General features: G+C 66.7%; 20 protein-coding genes. 12 read left to right on the plus strand and 8 right to left on the minus strand.

Annotation, left to right across the window (positions count from 1 at the left end; translation table 11 throughout):
• Nucleotides 1–670: 670 nt before the first annotated feature.
• Nucleotides 671–3,487 (plus strand): bifunctional [glutamate--ammonia ligase]-adenylyl-L-tyrosine phosphorylase/[glutamate--ammonia-ligase] adenylyltransferase, encoded by a 2,817-nt coding sequence (gene glnE, locus LL972_RS18395; protein ID WP_228328816.1) that lies wholly within the window; start codon nucleotides 671–673, stop codon nucleotides 3,485–3,487.
• Between the two features lie 83 nt (nucleotides 3,488–3,570).
• On the opposite strand, the gene xopAG is transcribed toward glnE, so the two are convergent.
• The 5 genes from xopAG to LL972_RS18420 all read right to left on the minus strand — a co-directional run bounded on the left by xopAG (nucleotide 3,571) and on the right by LL972_RS18420 (nucleotide 8,893).
• Nucleotides 3,571–5,184, minus strand: a complete 1,614-nt coding sequence (xopAG, locus tag LL972_RS21710; protein ID WP_323134227.1) for a XopAG/AvrGf1 family type III secretion system effector — start codon at nucleotides 5,182–5,184, stop codon at nucleotides 3,571–3,573.
• 489 nt (nucleotides 5,185–5,673) lie between these two features.
• Nucleotides 5,674–6,231: a VUT family protein gene (locus tag LL972_RS18405; RefSeq protein WP_228328817.1), complete on the minus strand. Its 558-nt coding sequence runs from the start codon at nucleotides 6,229–6,231 to the stop codon at nucleotides 5,674–5,676.
• 292 nt (nucleotides 6,232–6,523) lie between these two features.
• On the minus strand, nucleotides 6,524–7,027 hold the full coding sequence (locus tag LL972_RS18410) for a hypothetical protein (protein ID WP_228328818.1): 504 nt from the start codon (nucleotides 7,025–7,027) through the stop codon (nucleotides 6,524–6,526).
• The gene (locus LL972_RS18415) at nucleotides 7,024–7,896 is read right to left on the minus strand and encodes a DUF2145 domain-containing protein (protein ID WP_228328819.1); all 873 of its coding nucleotides are present in this window, start codon (nucleotides 7,894–7,896) and stop codon (nucleotides 7,024–7,026) included. The genes LL972_RS18410 and LL972_RS18415 overlap by 4 nt, the downstream gene beginning before the upstream one ends.
• Before the next feature lie 49 nt (nucleotides 7,897–7,945).
• Nucleotides 7,946–8,893, minus strand: a complete 948-nt coding sequence (locus LL972_RS18420; RefSeq protein WP_228328820.1) for a mitochondrial fission ELM1 family protein — start codon at nucleotides 8,891–8,893, stop codon at nucleotides 7,946–7,948.
• Between the two features lie 136 nt (nucleotides 8,894–9,029).
• Between LL972_RS18420 and LL972_RS18425 the strand changes: the two genes are divergently transcribed.
• Together LL972_RS18425 and LL972_RS18430 are read left to right on the plus strand one after the other, a co-directional pair.
• Nucleotides 9,030–9,620, plus strand: a complete 591-nt coding sequence (locus tag LL972_RS18425) for a malonic semialdehyde reductase (protein ID WP_228328821.1) — start codon at nucleotides 9,030–9,032, stop codon at nucleotides 9,618–9,620.
• A 231-nt stretch (nucleotides 9,621–9,851) separates the two neighbouring features.
• Nucleotides 9,852–10,583: a YceI family protein gene (locus LL972_RS18430; protein ID WP_228328822.1), complete on the plus strand. Its 732-nt coding sequence runs from the start codon at nucleotides 9,852–9,854 to the stop codon at nucleotides 10,581–10,583.
• Nucleotides 10,584–10,748: 165 nt separating this feature from the next.
• On the opposite strand, the gene LL972_RS18435 is transcribed toward LL972_RS18430, so the two are convergent.
• Together LL972_RS18435 and LL972_RS18440 are read right to left on the minus strand one after the other, a co-directional pair.
• Nucleotides 10,749–11,537 carry a siderophore-interacting protein gene (locus tag LL972_RS18435; protein WP_228328823.1) on the minus strand — a complete coding sequence of 263 codons (789 nt, stop codon included), beginning with the start codon at nucleotides 11,535–11,537 and terminating at the stop codon, nucleotides 10,749–10,751.
• 354 nt (nucleotides 11,538–11,891) lie between these two features.
• Complete coding sequence (locus LL972_RS18440; RefSeq protein WP_228328839.1) at nucleotides 11,892–12,434, minus strand: PadR family transcriptional regulator; 543 nt, start codon at nucleotides 12,432–12,434, stop codon at nucleotides 11,892–11,894.
• 193 nt (nucleotides 12,435–12,627) lie between these two features.
• On the opposite strand from LL972_RS18440, the gene mdcA reads away from it, so the two are divergent.
• The 9 genes from mdcA (at nucleotide 12,628) to LL972_RS18485 (ending at nucleotide 21,553) form a co-directional block, all read left to right on the plus strand.
• Nucleotides 12,628–14,274 (plus strand): malonate decarboxylase subunit alpha, encoded by a 1,647-nt coding sequence (gene mdcA / locus LL972_RS18445; RefSeq protein ID WP_228328824.1) that lies wholly within the window; start codon nucleotides 12,628–12,630, stop codon nucleotides 14,272–14,274.
• A gap of 9 nt (nucleotides 14,275–14,283) precedes the next feature.
• Nucleotides 14,284–14,601, plus strand: a complete 318-nt coding sequence (mdcC, locus tag LL972_RS18450) for a malonate decarboxylase acyl carrier protein (RefSeq protein WP_228328825.1) — start codon at nucleotides 14,284–14,286, stop codon at nucleotides 14,599–14,601.
• Between the two features lie 106 nt (nucleotides 14,602–14,707).
• Complete coding sequence (locus tag LL972_RS18455; protein WP_228328826.1) at nucleotides 14,708–15,628, plus strand: biotin-independent malonate decarboxylase subunit beta; 921 nt, start codon at nucleotides 14,708–14,710, stop codon at nucleotides 15,626–15,628.
• Nucleotides 15,619–16,323, plus strand: a complete 705-nt coding sequence (gene mdcE / locus LL972_RS18460; protein ID WP_228328827.1) for a biotin-independent malonate decarboxylase subunit gamma — start codon at nucleotides 15,619–15,621, stop codon at nucleotides 16,321–16,323. The genes LL972_RS18455 and mdcE overlap by 10 nt, the downstream gene beginning before the upstream one ends.
• Nucleotides 16,324–16,325: 2 nt before the next feature.
• Nucleotides 16,326–16,967, plus strand: a complete 642-nt coding sequence (mdcG, locus tag LL972_RS18465) for a malonate decarboxylase holo-[acyl-carrier-protein] synthase (RefSeq protein ID WP_228328828.1) — start codon at nucleotides 16,326–16,328, stop codon at nucleotides 16,965–16,967.
• A 335-nt stretch (nucleotides 16,968–17,302) separates the two neighbouring features.
• A complete protein-coding gene (mdcB, locus tag LL972_RS18470; protein WP_228328829.1) occupies nucleotides 17,303–18,145 on the plus strand; it encodes a triphosphoribosyl-dephospho-CoA synthase MdcB in 843 nt (280 codons plus the stop codon).
• Between the two features lie 178 nt (nucleotides 18,146–18,323).
• Nucleotides 18,324–19,244 carry a malonate decarboxylase subunit epsilon gene (mdcH, locus tag LL972_RS18475; protein ID WP_228328830.1) on the plus strand — a complete coding sequence of 307 codons (921 nt, stop codon included), beginning with the start codon at nucleotides 18,324–18,326 and terminating at the stop codon, nucleotides 19,242–19,244.
• A 154-nt stretch (nucleotides 19,245–19,398) separates the two neighbouring features.
• Complete coding sequence (locus tag LL972_RS18480; RefSeq protein WP_039523211.1) at nucleotides 19,399–20,754, plus strand: SLC13 family permease; 1,356 nt, start codon at nucleotides 19,399–19,401, stop codon at nucleotides 20,752–20,754.
• 79 nt (nucleotides 20,755–20,833) lie between these two features.
• A complete protein-coding gene (locus tag LL972_RS18485) occupies nucleotides 20,834–21,553 on the plus strand; it encodes a GntR family transcriptional regulator (RefSeq protein ID WP_228328831.1) in 720 nt (239 codons plus the stop codon).
• Between the two features lie 165 nt (nucleotides 21,554–21,718).
• Here the strand turns inward: LL972_RS18485 and LL972_RS18490 are convergent, their stop codons facing one another.
• Nucleotides 21,719–22,339, minus strand: a complete 621-nt coding sequence (locus tag LL972_RS18490; protein ID WP_228328832.1) for an HAD-IA family hydrolase — start codon at nucleotides 22,337–22,339, stop codon at nucleotides 21,719–21,721.
• Nucleotides 22,340–22,539: the final 200 nt, after the last annotated feature.

The following is a 22,539-nucleotide window of genomic DNA, read 5'->3' on the forward strand; positions in this document are numbered from 1 at the left end:
ACCCGTCCCTGGGGGCTCGGTGGCGGCATCCATGCCGCCACACGGTCCCGCAACCGGCGAGGACACCGCACCAGGAAGTTTGTCAGCTGCTTTCTTGAAAGCGTTCGTGGCTTACGTGGCAGACGAGACGTTTGCAAGTTTCGTGTTGGAGGCCTGTTTGCCGCTCGGCTTAAGATGGAGAAATGGTGAGAGTTGAGCGAGTACTTAGTAATCCAACCAGCGCACGTCGTGCACTGCTTGCATCCATACGCACCGACCATCTCAACTGGTCCTTGCCCGCCTACCGTCGCGGGACCTTGAGCGGCATGGATGCCGCGCTAGAGCCTACAGGGACGTACTTGCGGCGTGTCCTGCGATGGTGGGCGGGCAAGGGCCGCGCAGCAAACTTACAGCGTCGAGTGCGCGGCGCCCTCACCGCTTGCGGGACACGCCGTGAACCCGTCCCTTAGGGCTCGGTGGCGGCATCCATGCCGCCACACGGTCCCGCAACCGGCAAGGACACCGCACCAGACAGTTTGCGGACTGTTTTATTGGAAGCCATGCGCGCCGACCCCTGCAAGGACGCGAAAGGTCACACACTTTTCCTCCGCTTATCCACGTTGTGTTGGTGGCACCACCGGACCCACCGCAGGCACGTGCCGCCGTCACGCCGGGATGCCAGAATCTGCGCATGTCGCCGCTCATCATTTCCGTATCTCCTGCGCTCACCGCTCTGATCGAGCGGGCCGTGGCGCGTGTCCGTCATGCCGTGCCGGCCGACCAGCCCTGGCCGGGCGATGACGTCGATCGGCAACTCGAACAGGTTGCGCTCGCCAGCGAGTTTGCGCTCGACACCTTGGCGCGCCAGCCGGCATTGCTGCAGCACCTGGCGCAGCCGGATCCACCGCCGTTGCCGCTGCCGGTGCTGGACCCCGCACAGCCCCAGGCCTGGCCTGCGCAGTTGCGGCGTTACCGCAGTGCGGAATCCACGCGCCTGGTCTGGCGCGATGTGCTCGGTCTGGACAGCGTCGATGCCACCCTGGCCGGTGCCACCCGCCTGGCCGAAACCTGCCTGCAATGTGGACTGCAGGCATTGGAGCAGCAATTCCGCGACCGCCACGGCCAGGTGATTGCCGAAGACGGCAGTGTGCAGCGGCTGGTGGTGTTCGGGCTGGGCAAGCTCGGTGGGGGCGAGCTGAATTTTTCCTCGGATGTGGATCTGGTCTATGCGTATCCGCAGGGCGGCCAGTCCGATGGTGCCCGCCCGTTGGCAGCGGAGGAATATTTCGCACGCCTGGGCCAGCAGCTGGCCAAGCTGCTCGACGAAACCACCGCCGATGGATTCAGCCATCGTGTGGACCTGCGTCTGCGTCCGTTCGGCACGGCCGGGCGGGTGGCCTTGTCGTTCACCGGCATGGACCAGTACTTCCAACGCGAAGGCCGCGACTGGGAGCGCTATGCCTGGCTCAAGGCGCGCGCGGTGGCCGGCGATATCGATGCCGGCGAAGACTGGCTGGAAACGCTGCGCCCATTCGTCTACCGGCGCTATCTGGACTTCACCGCGTTGGACGGCCTGCGCGAGATGAAGGCGGCGATCACTGCCGAAGTCGCCCGGCACGATCGTCTGGACGACATCAAACGCGGGCCGGGTGGCATTCGCGAGATCGAGTTCCTGGCGCAATCGCTGCAGCTGATTCGCGGCGGACGCGAACCGAGCCTGCGCGAGCGTCGCCTGCTGCCGGCCCTGCAGGCGCTGGTGGACGCAGGCCAGATCGATGCGGACAACGGGCACGCATTGACCGAGGCGTATCGCTTCCTGCGCCGGCTGGAGAATCGTCTGCAGATGTTGCGCGATGCACAGACGCATGCCTTGCCGCAGGCACCACTGGATCGCGAACGCATCGCGTTGGGCCTGGGCTATGCGGATTGGCCGGCATTGTTACAAGCACTCACGCCGCAACGCGCGCGCGTTGCCGCCGAATTTGCCGAGCTGCTGGCACCACGCGTCCGCACCACCGCACCCGATGCGCTTGCCGATTACTGGCGCGCCTTGCCCGAAGGCGATGCCGCGCCGTTGGCCGGCATCGGATTGCACGACCCAGGCGGCGCGCATCAGGTGCTGGCCGATTTTGCGCAGTCCTCCGGCGTGCGTGCGCTCTCCGATACCGCAAGCGCGCGCCTGGACCATGTCATGCCGGCGCTGCTGCATGCGGCCACCCGCGCCAGCCAACCCGATGCCGCCGTGCGCCGCATGCTCGGCCTGTTGCAATCCACCTTGCGCCGTACCAGCTACCTGGCCCTGCTGGACGAACAGCCCAGCGCACTCGCACGCCTGGTCGATGTGCTCTCGCGCAGTGCCCTGCTGGCCGAACGTCTTGCTGCGCATCCGCTGTTGCTGGACGAACTGCTCGACACCCGCATCAGCGGTCCGTTGCCCGACCGCGATGCGTTGCAGGCTGCGTGCCTGGACACCTTGCAGATCGAGGATACCGAAGCGGCGCTGCGCGAACTCAACGAGCGCCGGCTCGCCTTGAGCTTCCGCATTGCACTGGCCACGCTCGATGGCCGCCAGCAGGCCGTGGACAGCACCCAGCAACTTGCCTGGCTGGCCGAAGCAGTGGTGCAGACGGTGCTGCAGCTGGCGCGCCGCGAACTGATCGCCGCGCACGGGCAGGTGCCGAGCGGCACGTTCGCCATCATCGGCTACGGCAGCCTGGGCGGCCTGGAACTGGGCTTCGGCTCGGACCTGGATCTGGTGTTTCTCTACGACCACCCGCGGCAGGTGGAGGCTTCCGATGGCAAGCGGCCGTTGGACGCCGGGCGCTGGTTTGCGCGGCTGGCGCAGAAGGTGATGACCTTGCTGGCTGCCGAAACCGGCGCCGGCCGTCTCTACGAGATCGACGTGCGGCTGCGCCCGGACGGCGGCAAGGGCGCGTTGGTGTCCTCGCTGGCCAGTTACCGCGACTACCAGCGCGAGCGCGCCTGGACCTGGGAACATCAGGCGCTGGTGCGTGCACGTGCGGTGGCCGGCGATGCGGCGCTCTGCGCGGCCTTCGCGCAGGTGCGTGCCGACACGTTGACACGCGTGCGCGACACCGACGTGCTGCACGAGGACGTGCGCAAGATGCGCGCGCGCATGCGCAGTGAACTCGATCGCAGCGATGCGGGGCGACTGGATCTCAAGCAGGGTGCCGGCGGCCTGGTCGATCTGGAATTCGTCCTGCAGGCCGGTGTGCTCGGGCAGGCCGCACAGCATCCGGCGCTGCTGCTGGCCTGCGCCACACCTGCCTTGATCGATGCGCTGGTGCAGGCGCAATGGCTGCCAGCCGAGCGTGCCGCACCACTGCACCAGGCGCATGCCACCTTGGTGGAAGCGGGCCTGAGTTGCACGCTGGATCGCCGGCCGCGGCTGGTGGTTCCCACGGCTCCGATTCGGGATGCTTGCCAAATCGTTGCAGCGATTGCCGATGCGCAGCAGCTGCGATTTCCGCCAGGAAAAGGTGGCTGAAACATCGGCGGAGCTGGTTGTCTGTTTGCAGTGCGGCACGCCCGGCAGTCCTGGGCGCGCCACGCATCGGCCCTCGCGCAGGTCTAGTCGTTATTGATCATGGACCTTCCTGCGTAGAAGGCCTGTGCCGCGTCCTTGCAGATATTTTCGTAGAAAACATCGGCGTCCTCGGTGGTGTAGCCGGCCCCGGCGAAGCATCCGCGTGCGATTTCATGCAATGAATGCCTGATGCTGCTCGCATCGTCGTACACGGCATTCAGGCATGCCACCGCGGCCCCTACGTCCTGTTTGGAAAGGCGAGGCTCGCCGCTCATCAAGCGTGCGTGGTTGATGCATGCAATGGCATTTGCGCTGGTGAACGAATCGCCCAACCCGGAGCAGTCTTCGAAACCGTTGCCTTGTGCATTGAGCTTGAAGTGCACGATCGGCAGGCCTTCCATGTTCTTCTGTTTCGCCATCTCCATGAAGTCTGCAAGCGCTTCGGGTCGATCCCGCAGACGCCTGGACTGGAGCTTCGTTTCCAGCTGTTGGAATAGCGGCCCGGCGACACTGGTGTTTCTCTTCAACACGCTGATGGACGGGTCTTCGAACATCAGGGTCGCATCGATTCTGTCTGTTTGCTCCTGCGATAGCAGCCCGTTGGCAATCAGGGTTTTCATGATGACCTTTTCGGGATGGCCCCAATGCTCGTCACTGGCATATACCTGACGAAAATTCAGGATCGCCTGGCCGGCGGCGTGTTGTGCCTGCTTGCCAAGCGTGTCGTTGCTCTCCAGTGCACGTTCAAGCAATTCCATGCACTGTTTGAGCGACAACGCCTGGTCGCTCTGGGAAGCCTGCTTGAAGTGCTGCATGCCGCGATTGATGAAGGGTTGGGTGATCGATCGCGAGGTATATCCGCTTGCGCCAGTCTGAGCATTGGGCACGCCGGTCAGAGAGTATTTGTTTTTGGCTTCGTAGAGCGGGCTTTTACTCAGGTCCGGGTTGGCCGGGACGTGGGTAGGCGCGTACTTGGCGATGCACTCGTCCTTGACGCGCTCGCCCTTGAGGCAGGCAACGTTGGTGAGCAGCGATTGCCGTGCTTGCTGGCTGTCGAACAGGTGTCTGAGATGAACCTTGGTCGCCGCACGATAGTCGCTCATGGTGGCGAACTGGTTGGACCCGCACGTTCTGATCGGTACGAAGGCAGCGCTGTGCGATGCGCGTTCCTCCTCGGTAGCGCGCTGGTAGCGCGCGTGATAGCGCTCCGCTTTCTCGCACGCCTTGTCCAGCCGATCATTGCTGGTAAATCCGGCCTTGCCGTCGCGGAGCGAGGTCGTTGAAAGGAAGAAATTGTCTGTCAAATACCCGGCACCGGCGAGGCCAAGAGCGTATTTGGCAGCTCGTGTCGCCCACTGTCCACCACGGCCGCTGCCATTATTGGGTGCGCCGTCCTGCGGATCGGGTGGACGCTGGCGCTGCTGTCTTTGCTTGTTTTCCCGAGGTGGCAAGGCACCCAGTACACCGGTCGTCACTGCTGCGCCGTGAGTGGCCGACGCCGGTGCAGATGGGGCGGTGGATGATCCGGAACCGGTACCCGAGGTCAGTAGCCGCTGGAAGGTGGCCAACGGCAGTGTGCTCTTTGTGCGCATGGGGTGTCTTCTCCAGTAGAGGACGGGAATCAGCGATACAGGTTGAGTCGGCTCCAGATGGGCCATGAACGAACGTCATGGACAGGGCGTTCGGGGTGGAGGGGTGCAGCACAAGATTTGCGAGTGGTGTCCGGTGCGTTTCATCTATCTTCGGACCGGCGTCCTTGACTGAAGATGCGGGCCGCCAGATCAGTTCGGTGTACGCAATCTCCCATCCGCCACGTTCTAACGACAATGCCCTGTCGCGATGGAGTCACCTGGATGTGCCTGTGCTCGGGCGGTGCTGGCCGATCGCCGGGTGCCGATGCTCGCGATGCTGCGTGCAACGGCGCCGGCGCATCGACCGTATTCCACCTATACACCGAGCGTATTTGCTCTCATTCGGATCACGAAGCGACTATGTCGCAGATCTGCGCGCGTCTCCACGTCGACTGCGAAGACGTGATGTCATAAGCGAGCAGGCGCGTTGTGGTTCGCGTTGTGGGCATGTGCGATCACTGCACCGCAGTTCGACACAGCGCATACCCGCAGCGTGTCGCTCCTGTTGTGCTGCAGTCACCGGCTCGCGGGCGGCGCACTGCGCCACAGCAGCGCGCGGAACGGGCCGAGCAGGAACACGCCCATGCCCAGTTTGACCGCCAGGTCGCCAGCGGCCCAGCTGATCCACGGCAAGCCCGCACCGGCAAAGGCGATGCTCCAGAAGATCGTCGTATCCAGCGTGGCGCTGCAGGTGGTGGCCACGATCGGCGCGCGCCACCAATTGCCACGGCGCAGCCGGTCGAACACGCTGATATCCAGCAACTGCGCTGCGATGAAGGCGGTGCACGAGGCCGCTGCGATGCGCGGGGTGGCCAGCCACAGCGACAACACCACCGCCAGCGCAAACCCGCACCAGGCGACCTTGCGCGCCGCGCGCGGGCCGAAGCGGCGATTGATCAGGTTGCTCACCAGAAACGCCAGCGGATACGAGAACGCGCCCCAGGTCAGCCAATCGTTGATCGGGTACTGCACCAGGATGTTGGACAACAGCACCACCGCGCCCATGGCCAGGACCGCCCACGCCAATGCGCGCGCGGTGAGCGGGGTGAACGGCGTCGGCGAGCTGCTGGACATGACGGTGCGGCGGTAACAGGGCAGCGCGGATTATCCGCGCGTTGGTGCATGCGGGCCAGTGCGCATCGGCCGTGCATGACAAACACGGCGGCGTGCTGCCGGTGGAAACAGTGTCTTGGTCAGCGGATGGCGGCAGGCATGGTGGAATGATGCAGTGCGTATCGCTTGTGTTCGCGCGACCGCGACGCCTTATCGATCCACCGTGCCGCCGCGCTGCCGTTTGACCGCATGCCGGCGTGCCATCAGTGCCAGCACCAGCAATGCCAGCACGCCCGCGTCACCCAATGCACCGTTACCAGGTCTTGCTGCTGTTCTGCGCAGCGGATTCTGCGGTGGGCACGAACGCCAGCGCCTGGCCTTGGGGCGACTGCACCGTCCAGCCGGCACCGGCCGGGCTCGGCTGGAAGGTCACCGTCTCGCCAACACGAAAGCCCGCAGTCGGGTCGTCCTGGCGTGCCGGCCAGCGCAGCAGTGCCGTGTTCTCGGCTGCTGCTGGATCCTGCAGCTGCACTTCGCAGCCGCCGTCGTTGGTTTTCTCTACCGATTTCACGCGCATCGGCGGCAACGGCCCGGCGGAGGCCTTATGCGATGCGTCGCTGAGTGCTTCCGAACCTGCGATTGCACTATGGCCCAGCGCCAACGATACGAAGTACGGCGCGGAGATCACCAGGATCGCCGACATCGCCGAGGCATCGCCGCGGGTGATCGTGGTCAGGCCTGCGTTGGCCGGCAGCGGCTGGCCGAACGCGATGGCGAGCAACAACCCGAGTCCGGCAGATCGAAGAGGAATGTTCATGGGGATGCTCCGTGCGTGGCGACGCTGTGTGGAATGGAATGATCCTGCTGCAGCATCTGTTGCTGCTGCAGGAAATCGAACACCGACTCGACCGTGATCACCGAATAATTGCCGGAGATACGCTCGCTGGCGGGATGGTCGGTCACTGCAGCATTAGCGACGAAGAAACGGGCGCCGATGCGCTTGCTTAAGTCGAGATGCAGGCGGGTGGGTTGGTAATTGTTGTGTTTGAGCCAGGCCTGTGCGCTGCGTCGATCGCTCACCGGCGCAGGTGCTGTATCTGCTGCGTTGGTCGCTGCCAGTGCCGCCGCCAGCACCTCGAGCACCCACTGGTTGGAGTTCTGGTAATCGGTGGAGAACGGGTAGGCAATCATGCTGTAGCGCGCCTCGTGCAGCGCATGTGCCAGCGTGGCCGGATCCCGCAGCAAGCTGCGTAGTTGCTGTTGCAGCGCCGGTGCCGGCACGCCGACGCGCAGGTCGGCAGTGAGGGCAGTGAGGGCAGTTTCGCCGATGAAGTTGCTCAGCCCTTCGTGATACAGCGCGGAGTTGTCCGACTTGCAGTGATTGAGCAGGTGCTTGACCCGCCATGTGCCGTCGTCCTCGCGCAGCGCGAAGGCCAGATGGCTGTGTTTCAAGCCATAGCGGCTCAGATCCTGGCCGCCGCGTGCCAGCAGCACGACTTGCGCACCGTCCACTGCGTCCAGCGCCTGCTGGGTGGACCTGGCCATGTCGAACATCGCCGCCAGCGTGGCGGGTGTCGGATAGTGCGGCGTGCAGACCGGCGCGGCAATGGCGGGCAGTGCGCAGGTCAGGGTGATGAGCAACGCCGTTGTTGCAGGCCAGCTGCGCCGTGTGTGTTCGCATTGCATGGGGATTGATCGTCCGTGTGGCTGCCCCGTGGCATCCACGGCGGCACCATCATACGTGCAGGCGCTCGCGCACCAGTGCGGCGATGCGCTGGGTCTCGCGCAGTGGTCGCAGCTGCGACGGCGTTGCGAAGACATCCCGCGCATCGGCTAGACGGCCATGCGCTTGCAGTGCCCGCACGTATGTCGCCACCCGGCCTTTCGCCTGTTCGGCAAACGCCGCTGCCACCGGTACCGGCGTGGCGCAGGCTTCGGAGAGCAGGTTGACCGAGTCGGCGCTGGCCACGATCGCATCGGCCCAGCCCAGCAGGCCGGCATACGGGTTGAGTCCGTCGCGCTCGTCGCACCACAGCAGGCCTGGCAGGCCTGCACGTGCCTTGCGCAGCGTCGCGATCGCCTCGGGCGGAGTGCGCCGGGAGGTGGTAACCAGCAGGCTGCCGCCGGCCGCAAGCACCTGCGCGCGGAGCTGCATGCACAGCGCCGCAAGCGCCTGGGTGGTCCAGGGCACCTGCGCGGTCGGGCCGCCGATCAACAGCGCCACGCGTGGGCCGGGCAGCGCGCCGAGCGGTGCGAAGGCGGCGCGCCCGGCGGCCAGCCAGGCATCGTCCACCGGGTGCAGGCTGCCGAGCAGGGTGAGCACGTTGGCGCCACGCAGCGCATCGTGCTCGGGCACGACCAGCAGATCCCAGTGGCGCGGGTCCAGGCGCGGATCCAGCAGTTGCACCACCTGGCTGCCGCGCGTGCGCAGCAGCCGGGTGGCCAGCGCGGCCTGGCGCCCGCAGCCGATCGCCAGCGCCGGCGGCTGCTGCAGTTGCCAGGCAAAGCCGGATCCAAACGCCGCCTGCGCGCCCGGCAACAGGCGCGGTGCGGCCCAACGCCACGGCGCGCGGGCCTGCAGATGCAACGCCGTGACCGGCGCGGGGTGTAGCGCCTGCGCCAATGCCTCGGCCTGGCGGGCATTGCCGGCGCGGCCGTCGCTCACGGCCCAGGTCAGCGCCATCGTTTCAGATCCGACATAGATTTGTTTCAGATTGAGCGTGTGTTGCAGCAATCGCGCCACTCTACACTGCGGGTCTTCACGCTGGCGCCGGTGCTGCACCCTACTGTCGCCCATTCCCTTGCTTCCCGGAGTCTCCATGTCCGACTTGCTCGACGCTGCCGCGCTGGATCAGCTGTTTCGCACCGCCCGCACGCAAAATGCCTTTCTCGACAAGCCGGTCAGCGAAGCGCAGTTGCGCGAGCTCTACGATCTGCTGAAGTGGGGCCCCACCGCGGCCAATGGGTCGCCGGCGCGTTTCGTGTTCGTGACCACGCCCGAGGGCAAGCAGAAGCTCAAGCCGGCACTGTCCGAGGCCAATGCCGCCAAGACGCTGGCCGCGCCGGTCACGGTGATCATCGGCTCCGATGAGGAGTTCCACGAAAAGCTGCCGTACCTGTTCCCGCATGCCGACGCCAAGAGCTGGTTCGAGGGCTCGCGCGAGATGCGCGTGACCGGCGCGTTCCGTAACAGCTCGCTGCAGGGCGCCTACCTGATCCTGGCCGCACGTGCGCTGGGTCTGGATGCCGGCCCGATGTCCGGCTTCGATAATGACAAGGTGGATGCGGCGTTCTTTGCCGGTACGCCGATCAAGTCCAACTTCCTGGTCAATCTGGGCTATGGCGATCCGGCCGGGCTGTTCCCGCGGCTGCCGCGCCTGAGCTTCGACGAAGCCGCACGCATCGAGTAACAGCGGCGGGCGCAGCGGCTGCGCGCACCGTCGGGCGCGCGCAGCTGGGCCCTCCGGTACGCAGCCAGCCACGTACACTCCGGCTTCGGGGCGCGCCACCCGCACCACCTGACGACCGCGCCTTGTGCAATCCGTCCCGGGCGCCCGTTTCGATTTTCCTGCAGTCCTCGTCCGTCTGCGTCCGTTCCATCCGCGTTGATCCAATGCGGTCCCTCATCTCAAGGAGTTTCAATGAAGACCACCCACAAACTGCTGCTGCCACTCGCCCTGACCCTGGCCATCGCCGCCTGCTCCAAGCCGGCCGACAACCCCGCCGCGCCTGCTGCCGACACCCCGGCCGCCACTGCACCCGCCGATGCCGCTGCCACCACCCCGGCCCCGGCTGCTGCGCCGGCCGCCTCGGCCGCGCCGGCCGTGGAAGTGGCCTCGGGCACCTACACGCTGGACCCGAGCCACACCGACGTGCTGGCGCAGTGGAGCCACTTCGGCTTCTCCAACCCGACCGCCCACTTCGGCAATGTCGACGGCACCCTGGTGTACGACGCGGCCGACGTGACCAAGTCCACCGTGCAGGTCACCCTGCCGCTGTCCGGCTTGAACAGCTTCACTGCCAAGTTCGACGAGCACCTGAAGAGCGGTGACTTCTTTGACGCGGCCAAGTTCCCGACCGCCACCTTCAAGAGCACCAAGGTCGAAGCGGCCGGCCCCAACAAGCTGACCGTCACTGGCGACCTGACCATCAAGGATCAGACCAAGCCGGTTGTGCTGGACGTCACCCTCAACGGTGCCGGCGAGCACCCGATGAAGAAGGTGCCGGCAGCCGGTTTCGACGCCACCACCACCATCAAGCGCACCGACTTCGGCGTGGGCCAGTACGCTCCGAACGTCAGCGACGAAGTGAAGATCCGCATCACCACCGAAGCCCTGCAGGCCAAGGCCGGTGACGCTGCCGCTGCCAAGTAAGTCGCAGCGCAGTGGATGCATCGGTGCGAGCAATCGCACCGATGCGTGTAACGCAAAAGCCCGCCGATCGGCGGGCTTTTGCTTGGGCGCCTACCAGCTCTTCGTAGGAGCGGCCCTGGCCGCGAGGGCTCTACCCTCAGCCCGGCACTACGCGCGTGCCCATCCTCACTCCGCAGCCGGATTCGCCTTCCAATAGCCCTTCGCGCGCACTGAATCCTTATCCACGCCCATGTGCTCTTCCAGAAACTTGCGCATCGCACGCGCACGCATGGATTCGGTGCCGATCCAGTAGAACGTGTCGCCGTCATGCGGCTCGTAATCGCGCAGGCTGTCTTCCAATAACGTGCTGCTGGCGGCATCGAAGCCGTTGCGTTCCAGCCAGTACACGTCCACGTCGGCGGCGCTGAGCAGTTCCTGGCGCTCGGCGGCATCGGCGATTTCGATAAAGACCTCTGCATGCATGTCGGCGGGCATGGCTTCCAGCCAGCGGCCGATTGCCGGCAAGGCGGTTTCATCGCCGATCAGCACGTAGTGGTCGTAGTCGTCGGCAACCAGGAACGAGCCGCGCGGGCCACCGATCGTCAGCGTGTCGCCGGGCTGTGCCTGCGCCGCCCAGCTGGAGGCCACGCCGTCGCCGTGCAGCACGAAGTCGATGCTCAACTCGCCACTCTGCGGATCGAAATAGCGCGGCGTGTAATCGCGGCCGGGCGAGGGCAGGGCGCCTTCGGCATAGCGTGGGCCGTCCGGTGTCATCGTCGGCAGTACGAAGGCGCCATCGGCATTGGGGAAGAACAGCTTGACGTGATCGTCCGGTGCCTCGCTCTGAAAGCCGGCAAGCTCGCTGCCGCCAAACACAATGCGGCGCATCTGCGGCGTCAGCGATTCGCAGCGCACCACCTGCACGGGGCGCAGGCGCGGATCGCGGCGGAGTTGGGTGTGGGTATGGATGGCCATGTAGTGCGATTCCTGGATGTGGCGCGCAGATGCGCGGCGGGGGAGTGACTGCAAACGGTGATGCGACGATCTAGCCGACTGGCGAAAAAAAGCGGTTGTTGCTCACCCTTCTCCCATCGGGAGAAGGTGCCCCGCAGGGGCGGATGCGGGTACGGGCGAAGCCTCGTGCATCTGCCAAACAAACAAGGTCGATGTCTTGCAGCGACACGCTGATCAAATCGCAGAACAGCGCAGGCACAGCAATTCATGCATGCCACTGACGCCGCGCAACGTAAACACCGCGATGACGCGTCACTGCCGCAAGGCGAACTCAAGCCGGCATCGGTTGGCTTCGGACCATAGCGATGGGCGCACTCAGCCGTCGTCGCGCTCCATGCCGTCAGCGGCGGCGTTGAGTAGCGCGGCAATGCGTGTGGTTTCTGCATCCGTCCATTGCCCGTGCCGCGCAAACAGGCCGTGCTTGATGCGGTGGATGGCCTCGCGAATCGGCGCCGGGGTCTGTGCCTTGATCAGCTCGCGCGCGCGGCGATGGGTACGGGCCAGCGCCGCATCCAGTGCATCGCGGTGCTGCGCCGCATACGTGCGACCGGAGGCGGTGACCTGATAGCGCTTGCGTCCTTCGTCCAGCGCGGTCTGCACCCAACCATCGGCTTCGAGCTGCGCCAGCGCCGGATAGATGGCGCCCGCACTGGGCGTGTACAGGCCTTTGAACAGCGCAGTGATCTGCCGCATCAACTCGTAGCCATGGCGCGGCTGTTGCTCGATCAGCGCCAGCAGCAGCAAGCGCAGGTCGCCATGTTCCAGCGGCCGCGCGCGCCCGGCGCCACCACGGCGCGTGGTACCGGGCGCCACGGATGGATCGAGCTCGCTCGGCAGGTCGTCTTGGCGGGAGCGCATCGTCATTCGATATATCGAAGCATGGCGAAAAGATATATCGAAGTATGGTGGCCCGCAAGCACCTGCCTGTCGCCCGGCTGACCAACATAGCTATCCCTGCGACCCATGCTGCAACGCGGCTAGACACAGCTGCCCTCCATAATTACGATGTAATTACTTCGACATTACGGGCCTGGCCCGGTGAGGCAGACGCATGAGTCGACAGTGGGACACCCAGGCCGAAAGCCGGCGCCAGCGCCTGCAGCGGGCGGACGCGCTGGCGCCACAGGGGCGCGTGGTGGCTGCCGACGACGTGGTGGCGCTGCTGGAGGCGGTGATCGAGCCCGGCGATCGCGTCTGCCTGGAAGGCAACAACCAGAAGCAGGCCGACTTCCTGGCGCGCTGCCTCACCGAGGTGGACCCGGCGCGCGTACACGACCTGCACATGGTGCAATCGGTGTTGTCGCTGCCGGCGCATCTGGACGTGTTCGAGCGCGGCATCGCCAAGCGGCTGGATTTCTCGTTCTCCGGGCCGCAGGCCGCGCGCCTGGCCGGACTGGTCGGCGAGGGCCGCATTGAGATTGGCGCCATCCACACTTACCTGGAATTGTTTGGCCGCTACTTCATCGACCTGACCCCGCGCATCGCGTTGGTCACCGCGCAGGCCGCCGACCGCCACGGCAATCTCTACACCGGCCCCAACACCGAAGACACCCCGGTGATCGTGGAGGCCACCGCGTTCAAGGGCGGCATCGTCATCGCGCAGGTCAACGAGATCGTCGATACCCTGCCGCGCGTGGACATCCCGGCCGACTGGGTGGACTTCGTCACCCTGGCGCCCAGGCCCAACTACATCGAACCGCTGTTCACCCGCGACCCGGCGCAGATCTCCGAGATCCAGGTGCTGATGGCGATGATGGCGATCAAGGGCATCTATGCCGAATACGGCGTGGACCGGCTCAACCACGGCATCGGCTTCGACACCGCCGCGATCGAATTGCTGCTGCCCACCTATGCCGAATCGCTGGGGCTGAAGGGCAAGATCTGCCGGCACTGGGCGCTCAATCCGCATCCGGCGCTGATCCCGGCGATCGAATCGGGCTTTGTGCACTCGGTGCATTCGTTCGGTTCGGAACTGGGCATGGAGGCCTACATCGCCGCACGCCCGGACATCTTCTTTACCGGTGCCGACGGCAGCATGCGCTCCAATCGTGCGTTGTCGCAGACCGCCGGCTTGTATGCCTGCGACATGTTCATCGGCTCCACCCTGCAGATCGATCTGCAGGGCAACAGCTCCACCGCCACGCGCGACCGCATCGCCGGTTTCGGCGGCGCGCCCAACATGGGTTCGGATGCGCGCGGCCGCCGGCACGCCAGCGACGCCTGGCTCAAGGCCGGGCGCGAGGCGGCGCGCCCCGGCGAGATGCCGCGCGGACGCAAGCTGGTGGTGCAGATGGTGGAAACCTTCCGCGAACACATGGCGCCAGCCTTCGTCGACAGGCTCGATGCCTGGGAGCTGGCCGAGCGCGCCAACATGCCGCTGCCGCCGGTGATGATCTACGGCGACGACGTCAGCCACGTGCTGACCGAGGAAGGCATCGCCAACCTGTTGCTGTGCCGCAACGCCGAAGAGCGCGAGCAGGCCATCCGTGGTGTGTCCGGGTATACCGCCGTCGGCCTGGGCCGCGACAAACGCGCGGTCGAGAACCTGCGCGATCGCGGCGTCATCAAGCGGCCGGAAGACCTGGGCATCCGGCCACGCGATGCTACGCGCGATCTGCTCGCCGCGCGCACGGTCAAGGACCTGGTGCGCTGGTCCGGTGGGTTGTACGACCCGCCGAAACGTTTTCGCAACTGGTAGGGGCACAGCATGGAAACCCTGCGGTATCGCTTCGATGGGCAGCATGGCGCACGCGCCGGGCTGGACCATGCGCTGGTCGGCGTGGTCGCCTCCGGCAACCTGGAAGTGCTGGTCGAGCGCGTGCCGCTGGACGGCGCGATGGAGATCGAGATCCTCACCGCCGCACGCGGTTTCGGCGCGATCTGGCAGGCGGTGCTGGACGATTTTTCCGCGCGCCATCCGCTGCGCGATGTGCGCATCAGCATCAACGATGTCGGCGCCACGCCCGCGGTGGTGAGCCTGCGCCTGGAGCATGCGATGGATGTCCTGCAGGGAGCCGCCGCATGAGCCGCCGCAGTCACCCCGTAGGAGCGCACCCGGGCGCGACGGGCGTTCCCGGTAATGCTTCAGTCGCGCCCAGGTGCGCTCCTACGCAAGCCATCTGGAGCCACGTATGAGCACCACCATTCCCGTGGCCGAGCGCAGCTATTACGAGGCCGACGCGCGCGAGCGCATCGACGGCGTGCTGGATGCCGGCAGCTTCCGCGAATTCGTCGGCCCACGTCGCCGCCTGATCAGCCCGCATCTGGCGCAACTGGACACGCCCGGCGCCTTCGATGACGGCATCGTCGTCGGCGAAGGCACGCTGCGTGGGCGCACCGTGCTGATCGCCGCGCAGCAAGGCGCCTTCATGGGCGGCGGCGTCGGCGAAGTGCACGGCGCCAAGCTCACCGGCCTGCTCGAACGCGCCACCGCCACCCAGCCGGACGCGGTGCTGCTGCTGCTCGACACCGGCGGCGTGCGTCTGCACGAAGCCAATGCCGGCCTGATCGCCATCTCCGAAATCATGCGTGCCACCTTGGACACGCGCGCCGCCGGCGTGCCGGTGCTGGCCTTGATCGGCAGCGGCAACGGCGCCTTCGGCGGCATGGGCATCGTGGCGCGCTGCTGCAGCGCGGTGATCATGTCCGAAGAAGGCCGCCTGTCGTTGTCCGGCCCGGACGTCATCGAAACCGTGCGCGGTGTGGAGGAGTTCGACGCGCGCGACCGTGCCCTGGTATGGCGCGTCACCGGCGGCAAGCACCGCTATCTGCTGGGCGAGGCGCAGACGCTGGTGGCCGACCGCATCGCTGCATTCGCCGATGCCGCCGCGCAGACGCTGGACACGCTGACAGAGCCGGAAGGCGAGGCCGCATTGCAGGCGCTGGAACTTGCACAGCAGCAGTTGTCCGCGCGCATGGCCGCCTACGGCGATTGCCGCGACGGTCTGGAGATCTGGCAGCGCCAAGGCATCGTCGATGCGCAGCGGCTGCCGTTGCTGGACACCGAGGCCTTCCTCGCTGCCACTGCCGACCGGAGCATTCCATGGAACTGAGCCAACTGCTGGATCAGCTGTTTCCGCTCGGCCACGCCATCGCTTGCAACGACGATGTGCTCACCGGCAGCGCCACCACGGCCGCGGGCGAGGTCACCGTGATCGGCACCGCCAACAAGCTGGAAGTTGGCGTGGACCATGCGCTGGCATTGGCGGCGACCGTGCTGGCGAGCACGCGCGCACATCCGCAGCGGCCGATCGTGATGCTGGCCGACACCGCCGGGCAACGGCTTGCACGCCGCGACGAACTGCTCGGCATCAACGGCTACTTCGCGCATCTGGCACGCACGCTGGATCTGGCGCGCAAGCGCGGCGCGCGGCTGGTCACATTGGTGTATGGCGAATCGGTCAGCGGCGGCTTCCTGTCGTTCGGCTTGATGGCCGACCACATCCACGCATTGCCGGACGCGCAGATCCGCGTGATGGATCTGCGGGCGATGGCGCGCGTGACCAAGCAGAGCGTGGACACCTTGCAGGCGCTGAGCAAGAGCTCGCCGGTGTTCGCACCGGGCGTGGAGAACTACGTGCGCATGGGCGCGGTGGAGTCGCTCTGGGACGGCGACCTGGCGCAGGCGCTGCTCGACGCCCTGGCTGCGCCCAGCGATGGCGATCAACGCCGGACACTTGGCGCGCAACGTGGCGGGCGCACCCTGGCACGCGATGTCGCCGCCGCCGTGGCCGCAGGCGAGGCCTGAGCATGCCTGGCCGCCACGCGCTGGTGTGGCTGCATCCGGACGCGCGCTGGCAAGCGCTGACGCCAGGTGCGCAGCCACGGCTGCAGCAATGGTTCGCCGCCGGGTTGCCGGCGGTGGTGGCGCGTGGCGATGGCAGCCAGGCGCCTGGCCGCGTGCCGCTCGGCGTGCCATTGCCGCCAAACGAAGGCAAACAGCGGCTGGCGTTGAGTGCCGGCCTGGACGATATCGTGCGCAGCACCGCGCCGCTGGCGCTGGACGCGGTGATCGCAGCCGCACCCGCCACGCTGCAGCCTGCACTGCAGGCCTTGCGGACGCAGGCCAGTGCCAGTGCCCTGCAGCCGCGCGTCTTCGGCAGCTTCGCATGGCAGGCCCTGACCGGGCTTGCGTATGTGCATGCGCAATCGGACCTGGATCTGTTGTGGTCCATCGCCACGCCCGAACAGGCGCAGATGGTGGTGACGTTGCTGCAGCGCTGGGAACAGCGGCACGGGCTGCGGGCAGATGGCGAACTGTTGCTGCCCGACGACACTGCGGTGAACTGGCGCGAATACGCCGGTAACGCACAACAGGTATTGGTAAAGTGCAGCGCCGGTTGCCGTTTGCTGCCACGCAGCGCGCTGTTTCCGGTGTGGAGCGCGGCATGAGCACACTGGCCGAACGCATTGCCTATGCCAGGCGCTCCGTTACGCCTTGCAACGCGGTGGAGCGGCAGCGGCCAGTGACAGGAGCCAAAGAGACTGGCACCGCACCACCCCTGGTTGATGCGGCCAGCCAATCGACGCACCTGGTTCGTGCCGATCGCGAATCGACGCTTGCACCGGCACCGGCACCGGCACCGGCGGCAGCAACGCACGACGTACCACCGCAACCGCTACTGCGCCTTGCCCCCGCAGGCATCGGTTCGAACCCCATGCATGCGCCATCGCGCGTTGCACGCACGCATGTCGAGCTGCAAGACAGTGCAGCCCGACAACACGCATTGCATGCCAAAGCCGGCACTGCCAGCGCACTGGCGCATCGGCTGGGGCGGCTGGCGGTCGCCGCCCTGCATACGGAACTCGGCTGCGCGCCCAAGCCCGGCCTGGTCACGCCGTTCGACAGCGGCAGCCATGCCGATATGGACGCGTCGACATTCCTGCGCAGCCTGTTTGCCCTGCGCGGCTACTTCGTCGCGATTGCACAGGCGGGCATCGATAACGCCCCGTTCGAGCAATTGCGCCAGCTCGGCATCGCGGCCGAAGCGGCGATGCTGCGCGGCACCGGTGGCATCAACACCCACCGCGGTGCGATCTTCAGCCTTGGCTTGCTCACTGCGCAGGCGGCGTGCTTGCGTGCCGTGCATGGGCGTGCCCCTGCCGGTGAAGCAGTCTGCAACGCGGTGCAGGTCTGGCGCGATGCATTGCGCGCCGCGCCGCTGGATCCACGCAGCAATGGCCAGCGTGCGCGTGCACGGTTTCGGATCGGCGGCGTGCGCGAGCAGGCCGCGGACGGTTATCCCTTGCTGCGCGAGATCGCGTTGCCGTCTCTGCGCAGCGCAATGCAAAACCGCGCCACGCGCGAGGCGGCACTGGCGCAGACCTTGATGCAGCTGGTTGCCGAGGTCGACGATCTCAACCTGCTGCATCGCGGCGGGCAGGAAGGGCTGGCTTACGCAAAGGCGCAGGCGCGTGCGTTTCTGGCCGATGGCGGCATCGCACACCCGCAGTGGCGCGCGTGCCTGCACGCGATCGGCGCGCAATTTGTTGAGCGCCGCCTGAGCCCGGGCGGCAGCGCCGATCTGCTGGCCTGTGCCTGGTTCCTGCACTGTCAGGAGACAGCATGAGCCTGTGTCGAGCACTGGCAGCTGCGAAGGCAACGTCCATGCAGGCGTGTGGCGGTGCGGCCCTTCGCACTGTCTCAGGAAACGGCGTGCTTGTCCTGGTAACGGAACAAAATGCCCGCAGCGCGAATGAGGGCCACGCTCGCACAGGGCACAGCATTTTCTGCAAGCAGGCCACCGCATGAGCCTGGCCGTGCTCTGTCCCGGCCAGGGTGGGCAGCACGCCGCGATGTTCGCGCGGGTTGCCGATGCGCCTGCCGCGGCCGAGGTAATCGCTGCCGCGAGCGAGCTGCTTGGCGCCTCGGCGCAAACGCTGGCCGCAGATAACTCCCGCTACACCAATGCCATTGCGCAGCCACTGGTCTGCGCCGGCACCCTGGCGCACTGGCAGCTGCTGCGTGCGCAGCTGCCCACGCCGGTGCTGGTGCTCGGCTACAGCGTCGGCGAGCTGGCCGCGCATGCGGTGGCCGGCAGCATGGAGGTCGACACCTGCCTGCAGCTGGCCGCCACCCGCGCACGCCTGATGGACGCGGCCAGCCCGGAACACGCGGGATTGATGGCAGTGCTCGGCCTGCCGCTGCGTGTGCTCGAAGCGCTGTGCCAGACGCATGGCGCGGCCATCGCCATCGTCAACGGCGACGACCATGCCGTGCTCGGTGGCCCGCACGCTGCGCTGCAGGCACTGGGCGATGCAGCGCAGGCGCAGGGCGCACGCATCACGCGGTTGCCGGTGAGCGTGCCGGCGCATACGCCGTGGTTGCGTGTGGCGGCCGATGCCTTCGCGGTCGAATTGAACAACGCGGCCGTGCACGCGCCCAGGCTGCGCGTGCTGGCCGGCATCGATGCACGTGCCGTCACCACGCAGGCCCTGGTGGTGGACACGCTGGCCGCACAGATCGCGCAGACGGTGCGCTGGCAGGACGTGCTGGTGCAGGCCACCGAACGCGGCGCCCGCGTGTTTCTCGAACTGGGGCCAGGCAGCGCATTGGCGCGCATGGCGCGCGAGATCGTGCCGGGCTGCGAAGCGCGATCGGTGGAGGACTTCCACAGCACGCAGGGCGTGGTGGAGTGGGTCGACGCCGCGTGCGAGCGCGCGGCATGAAGTAACGCCATGAGCGGCGATGTGGGCGTGGCGCAGGCAACCGCCCGGCAGCTGCCCCTTATTTCTGTCAGCCGCCCTGCGTCTGACGAAGTGTGACCCTTGGGTGGCGGGTGGCCATCCGTGCTGTACGCGTATCAGGTGTCTGGGAGGGCGCATGACCCCGCAAATTGCAACGATTCTTGGCTTGGTGATCATGTTCATCGTCGCCACCGCATTGCCCATCAACATGGGGGCGGTGGCCTTCGCGCTGGCCTTCATCATCGGCGGCGTGTGGGTGGGGCTGGACGGCAAGGAGGTGCTGGCCGGCTTTCCGGGCGACCTGTTCCTGACCTTGGTCGGCATCACCTATTTGTTCGCCATCGCGCAGAAGAACGGCACCATCGATCTGCTGGTGCACTGGGCGGTGCGCGCGGTGCGCGGGCGCATCGTGGCGATTCCCTGGGTGATGTTCGTCATCACCGGCCTGCTCACCGCCTTCGGTGCGCTCGGGCCGGCGGCGGTGGCCATCATCGGCCCGGTGGCGCTGCGTTTTGCCAAGCAGTACCGCATCAATCCCCTGATGATGGGCCTGCTGGTGATCCATGGCGCGCAGGGCGGCGGCTTTTCGCCGATCAGCGTGTACGGCGGCATCACCAACAAGGTGGTGGAAAAGGCCGGGCTGGACGTCACCGAGATGGCGGTGTTCCTCACCAGCCTGGGCTTCAACCTGATGATGGCGATCATCTGCTTCTGCGCCTTCGGTGGGCTCAAGCTGATGCGCCGGCAGGAGGTCTCGCTGGCCGATGCGCAGTACGTGGCGGTGGCCGACGACCAGGCCTCCAAGCGTCCATTTGCGATCGAAGGGCATGGCTCCCTGGTGGCCGCCGGTGGCGGCACCTTGTCGACCAATCCGCTGGCGCTGGAGGCGGTGGCCATCACGCGCGATCGGGTGATCACGCTGGTCGGCCTGCTCGGCCTGGGCGTCGCTGCGCTGGTCTACAACCTCAACGTCGGGCTGGTCTCGATCACCGTGGCGGTAGCGCTAGCGCTGATCTCGCCCAGCGCGCAGAAGGGCGCGGTGGACGGCATCAGCTGGTCCACGGTGCTGTTGATCAGCGGCGTGGTGACCTACGTGGCGGTACTGGAAAAGGCCGGCGCGGTGGACTACATCGGCACCGGCGTGTCGCATATCGGCATGCCGTTGCTGGGCGCGCTGCTGGTCTGTTATGTCGGCGGCATCGTCTCCGCGTTCGCCTCGTCGGCAGCGGTGCTGGGCGCCACCATTCCGCTGGCGGTGCCGTTCCTGATGCAGGGCCAGCTCGGCGCGGCCGGGGTGATCTGCGCGCTGGCGGTGTCGTCCACCATCGTCGATGTCAGCCCATTCTCCACCAACGGTGCGCTGGTGGTGGCCTCGGCCGCCAAGGAAGAACGCGACGCGCTGTTCCGTCGCTTCCTGGTCTACAGCGGGCTGGTGGTGCTGCTGGGGCCGTTGGTGGCCTGGCTGCTGTTCGTGGTTCCGGGCTGGCTGTGATCCGGTCCGCGTTCGGCAGGGTATCGGGGCGCCCCCGTAGAATGGGCGCCCCCACGCCAGCATCGACGACCCGCCTGCCATGACCCTCGCCCCTGATTCGCGCAGCGCCAAGAAGCGCGTACCGCTGTACGAGGAAGTGGCCGAGCGCCTGCGCCAGAAGATCTACGACTACGTGCTGCCGCCGGGCGAATGGATCGACGAACCGGCGCTGGCCGAGGAGCTCGGCATCAGCCGTACCCCGCTGCGCGAAAGCCTCAAGCTGCTCGCCGCCGAAGGCCTGGTGCAACTGGACGCCGGCCGTGGCAGCCGGGTCACGCGGCTGACGCTGGAAGACCTCAACCAGTTGTTCCCGGTGATGGCCATGCTGGAAGGCCGCTGCGCGCACGATGCGGTCAAGCGTATCGACGCGGCCGGCGTGCAACGCCTGGAATATCTGCACGCGGCGATGGAAGCCGCCGCCACCGCTGGCGACCTGGCCGAGTACTACCGCAACAATTACCTGATCCACGAGACCGTGCAGCAATACGCCGGCAACCCGTGGTTGATCCGCGTCACCCACGACCTGCACCGCATCCTCAAGATGCACCGCGGCCGGCAGCTGTTGACGCCCGGGCGCATGGCGCAGTCACTGGCCGAGCACCGCGAGCTGATGGCCTGCGTACGCCGCGGCGACGCCGAAGGCGCAGAGCGCACGATGCACAGCCATCTGCTGAGCCAGGGCCAGGCCTTGGCGGCGTATGTGGCGGCGGGAGGCATGTTGAATGTGCCGGCGCCATTACCGCGCATGGGCGGGGTCTAGACGTCGGCGCGTGGCTCCCGGCGACCATGTCAGCGCACGCCATACGCTTCCCTTCTCCCTCCGGGAGAAGGTGCCCGAAGGGCGGATGAGGGCACGCGCGCGCAGCACCGGCAAGCTTCTCGCTCTAGCGAATTCCCAATCCCCAACCCAGCCGCAAAAAACGGCTTACTCCCCCAACGCAAGCAACGCGTCCACGCGCTCAATCAGCTGCGTGCCCGCCAATCCCGCAAACACCTCCGGATGCGCATAGCCCCAGGCCACCGCGGCAAACGGCAACCCCACCGCTTGCGCTGCTTCCCAGTCGGCGACCTGGTCGCCCACGTACACCGCCTGCGCTGCGGTATGCCCGGTGGCGCGCAGCACGCGGCGCAAGGCGCGCTGTTTGCCCAGCAGATGCGCGCCACCGTCGATGACGGCGAACATCGCGCTCAGCTCCTTGCCCAGGGCGCGTTGCACATTCTCCACCGAGTTGGACGACACCAACGCCAGGCAGGTGCCGCGCGCGTGCAGGGTCTGCAGCACCTCGGCAATGCCGTCGAACAAGGCCATCGGCGGGGCGGCGCGCATCAGGCGGATGAAGTCGGCGGCCACCAGCGGGATGCGCCAGGTGCTCAGGCCCGATTCCTTGAGCAGCTGGCGGGTGCTCAGGCGGCGCGCGGCATCCACTTCATGCGCCTGCGCGGCGCGGAAGCCGTGCCGCTCGGCCAGCACGCGCTGTGTGCTCAGAAAGAAACCGAACGAATCGGCCAGGGTGCCGTCGAAGTCGAAGATGATCAGCTTGGGCATTGCAACGCGGGGATCAGGGCGGCATAGCCTAACCACTGCCGTGCACATGCCGCACGCAGGGACATCCCCATGTGTGCGCGCAGGCGATGCGATACCGCAAGGCGATCGGCACACCCACTGCAATCATTGCCAGGTGGGCGCGCGTCCGATGCCGGGAATCGGCACGTACCACACGTGCACTTCTACCAGGTGCACGCGCA

Source organism: Xanthomonas campestris pv. asclepiadis, assembly GCF_020784175.1.
GTDB lineage: Bacteria > Pseudomonadota > Gammaproteobacteria > Xanthomonadales > Xanthomonadaceae > Xanthomonas > Xanthomonas campestris_D.